Source organism: Buttiauxella warmboldiae (assembly GCF_003818135.1).
GTDB lineage: Bacteria > Pseudomonadota > Gammaproteobacteria > Enterobacterales > Enterobacteriaceae > Buttiauxella > Buttiauxella warmboldiae.
On sequence record NZ_RPOH01000123.1, the window covers coordinates 1 to 3,792 of the forward strand.

At 53.6% G+C, this 3,792-nt stretch carries 3 protein-coding genes; all 3 read right to left on the reverse strand.

Annotated features, from left to right (window positions below; genetic code table 11):
- Window positions 1-205: 205 nt before the first annotated feature.
- On the reverse strand, window positions 206-2,044 hold the full coding sequence (gene asmA, locus EHN07_RS20285; protein WP_124025807.1) for an outer membrane assembly protein AsmA: 1,839 nt from the start codon (window positions 2,042-2,044) through the stop codon (window positions 206-208).
- Between the two features lie 23 nt (window positions 2,045-2,067).
- Window positions 2,068-2,649, reverse strand: a complete 582-nt coding sequence (gene dcd, locus EHN07_RS20290; protein WP_124025808.1) for a dCTP deaminase — start codon at window positions 2,647-2,649, stop codon at window positions 2,068-2,070.
- A 145-nt stretch (window positions 2,650-2,794) separates the two neighbouring features.
- A complete protein-coding gene (gene udk / locus EHN07_RS20295) occupies window positions 2,795-3,436 on the reverse strand; it encodes a uridine kinase (protein ID WP_124025809.1) in 642 nt (213 codons plus the stop codon).
- Window positions 3,437-3,792: the final 356 nt, after the last annotated feature.

Sequence of the window (3,792 nt, forward strand, 5' to 3'; positions counted from 1 at the left end):
GACCCGGGGGCTCTCTCAGACTGATGACAAACCCCATGACTGTCGCAAAACGAACATGGGCCATCAATAAAAAACAAGGAAAATCAATTTATTGATTTTCGGCTGATAACTACAAAGAAGGAAAAACCACGCTTTTTCCTTCTTTGTCAGCAACCTCAGAGAGCCCGGGGGCCCTCTCCTTTTATCTGTATATCAGCAGCCTGGCTTAAAGCTGGTTGAGCAGCTCCTTCACCTCTTTCGATTTACCGCTGTCTTTGTGCTTTTCCAGCCAGTCATTCAGGCGGCGTTTCGCTTCGCCCTGCAGCTGTTTGCGCAGCGCCTGATCAACTTGCAAAGAGTAGTTCAGCTTCTGCCACGGGCCGTAAACCCGCAGCGGGATTGGCGTGCTTTTCAGCACCTCAATCAGCCTGCCGTCGCCTTGCCACCCTCCCAGCACCGTGACGTTAAAGCGGGTATCGCACTGCCGATCAACCAGATTAAGGGTTCCCTGCCCGGTCAGATCCAGCATAGAGGATTTGCCCGCCATGTTGTTCAGCGTCAGATCGCCGTTATTGAGCGCGGCCTGGGCTGAGAAGCTATCAAGCGTGGTGACGTTATCGTAAGTTTCCTGCGCCTGCACATCGCCGTTGCTGCGGGTCACCGCCTGCTGAATCAGCTGTTGGAAGTTCATCCCCTGCATCCTGGTGTTCGCCATGGTGATGCTCGCCGCCCCCTGCCAGCTACGGCGGAATGCCTCAGCGTTGAGCCTGTCGCCGCTAAAATCACCCTTCATTGACAGCAAACCCGACAGTGCAATCGGATAATTGAAGGCGCTGAGTATCGGCCCAATCTCAACATCTTCGATTTTCGGGCTGAAGTTTAGCTGCGGTTTCTGGTTACGCGCATCCAGAACGCCAGGGAGCGACATACTGCCGCTGCCGAATTTCCCGGCCAGTTCAGCAACCGTTAGCAGACCGTATTCATTGGTGATTCTCGATTGAACGTCGGTGAACTCCAGCCCGCGCCAGCGCACATTTGCCGCGGCAATGTTAACCCGGGCGTTAAAAGCGCGCAGATTCTGATAACTGGTATCGTCGATTCCGGCGGCAATCACCGGGCGCGGCAGGGTGCTTTGCGCGTGCTGCAGCGCTTTACCGTTAGCGGCGACCGGGTTGGCGGCAACCAGGCCGTCCAGATCTAATTTAGTGGCGCGTAAATCAATGGCCCACTGCGGTTTTTCTTCCAGCACCACGCTGGCGTTGCCTTGCAGATCGCTGTCATTGGCCGTAAGCCGTAGCTGATTAAGTTCCAGACGGCGCTGTGCTTCAAGCCAGCGAGCAATAAAGGTGCCGCTGCCCATAATGCCCTGCGGCGGCAGATCGGCCCCTTTGAGCTGATAATCGAGTTTTGAAATAGTTGCCGTCAGCTGCCGGGGATATTGGCTGGCGTCGAGAGTAGCCGCCAGCGACAAATTCAGATCGCGCTGGTCGCGATTAACCCGGCTGCTCAGCTCAATGCGCGCCTGTTTGCTGTCATTTTGTTCCATCTGCAGATTGATATCGCGCACGGTTATCTGTTCGTCGCCGTCGTGCTGGAAGACCAGCACGCTATCGGCAACTTTTAACTGCGCAATATCAAACGACCAGCCACGCTCCTCACCAACAGGGCTCCCCGTTGCAGGCCCTATCGGCGCATCTTTTGGACGGCGCTCCTCGGTCTGCGGCGTGAGCTCAATCACGGCGCCTTTGAGCATCACCTGCTGCACTTTTAGCTGGTGGGATAACAGCGGGAGCAAGGCGACATCCAGGCGCATATTGTCCGCGCGTACCAGCGGCTGGTCAGCCCCGGGTGCCGTCAGCGACATCCGCCCGGATAAAATACTGAGCTGTGGCCAGACATGCCAGCGCAGCGGTCCCGCTAAATGAAGCTGATAGCCGCTGCGGATTTCAACCTGGCGCACCATATATGCACGAAAATCATTGGGATTAACCAATAACACCAGCGCAGAAAGGCCGGCGACCAGAACCACCAGCAGGAAAACCAGCGTGGTCAGTAATCGTCTCATATATTCCCCATACCCATGGTCACTCAGTCTTTATCAATACGGCTCGCTACAGCCCCTTGCTGATCGCGATACTTCGCATCCTGGCGGCTGTTATAAGGACGGGCCGCCGGGCCAGAAAGGGGTTCGAAACTCAGCGCGCCGATCATCATACCAGGACGTAAAGCCAAAGGCAGCTTACCGGAATTGTAGAACTCCAGCACGATACAGCCGTGCCAGCCCGGGTCGATGCGGTGAGCCGTGACGTGCACCATCAAACCTAAACGTGCTAAAGAGGAACGGCCGTCTAACCACCCCACTAAATCAGCCGGGAGCGTCACGGACTCAAGCGTTACCGCTAAAGCCAGCTCGCCCGGATGCAGAAAGAACGCCTCGCCTTCGCTGAGGACAATTTCATCGCTCATCACGCGATCTAATGCTGCGCTGACTTCATCTTTAGGCCCGCTTAAATCGATAAACGCTGCTGTATGGCCGCTGAAAGTACGGAATTTGTTCCCCAAACGCACATCCACGGTCGCGCCGCTGATGCGTTCAACTGGCGGACGAGGGGTAATCGTCAGGCGCCCGTCGTCAAGCCAGGCTTCTATATCGCGGTCACACAAACGCATCAGTGATGCTCCTTATCTCAAGCTCAGTTTTGTTTACCCTGCCACAGCGGGGCTGAGATAGCCACGCAACGACGGGTAAATACCAGCATTTCGTTATACCCGTCGTCTTTGAAGTTGCAGGTGCGGTGGCTTTTACGCCCGGAGATTACTCAAAGAATTGACTGATTTTCGCCTTAAGAATATCGATGGCGATACGGTTTTTACCCCCGCGCGGCACGATGATATCGGCATACTGCTTAGAGGGCTCAATGAACTGCAGGAACATCGGGCGCACGGTTTTCTGATACTGAGCCATCACCGAGTCCATTGAACGCCCGCGTTCATTGACATCACGCTTCATGCGGCGCATCAGGCAAATATCCAGCGGCGTATCCACAAAAATAGAGAAGTTCATCTCTTCGCGCAGACGCACATCCGTCAGCAGCAAAATCCCTTCCAGAATGATGACTTTCTTCGGCATTAAATGAACGGTATTACCGGTACGGGTATGCTCCACATAACTGTAGACCGGCAGCTCAATAGGATTACCGGCTTTTAGCATTTGTAAATGCTGGAACAGCAGGTTGTGATCCATCGCGTTGGGATGGTCGTAGTTGGTCTTAACTCGTTCTTCCATCGAAAGATGGCTTTGGTCTTTGTAGTAACTGTCTTCTGGAATGACACCAATGTGTTCATCACCAACCTGATCGCGCAGTTCGCGATACAGCGTGCTGGCAATAAGACTTTTTCCTGAAGCCGACGCACCGGCTATCCCGATGATGACGCATTGATGGGACTTGTCAGTCATGTTGTAACGAGCCTTGTTGACTTAAATGTTGAGGAAGGGCGACGTGAAAAGACGTCAAACGCGGCAATTATAGGGAGATCCGCCCGCTGATACCAGAGTAATGCATGGCGGCAGGTGATTTTAGCGGACAGAACAACAGCCTGGAGGCAGGAAAACAATCCTCTATATTCTTTAAACCTCGCTATTCTCAGTAAGGAGAAAATAAGTCTGTCAAATATCAGGTAGCAGGCCGGGCGAAAAAGTGTAGTTATTTCCGCCTGTCGATGAAATTAACCCCGGTTATACCCTGATTAATATTCTCGAGGCTGTTATACCTCAAAAAACAGCGGGCATGGCCTAATGCTGATCGTTTAAGG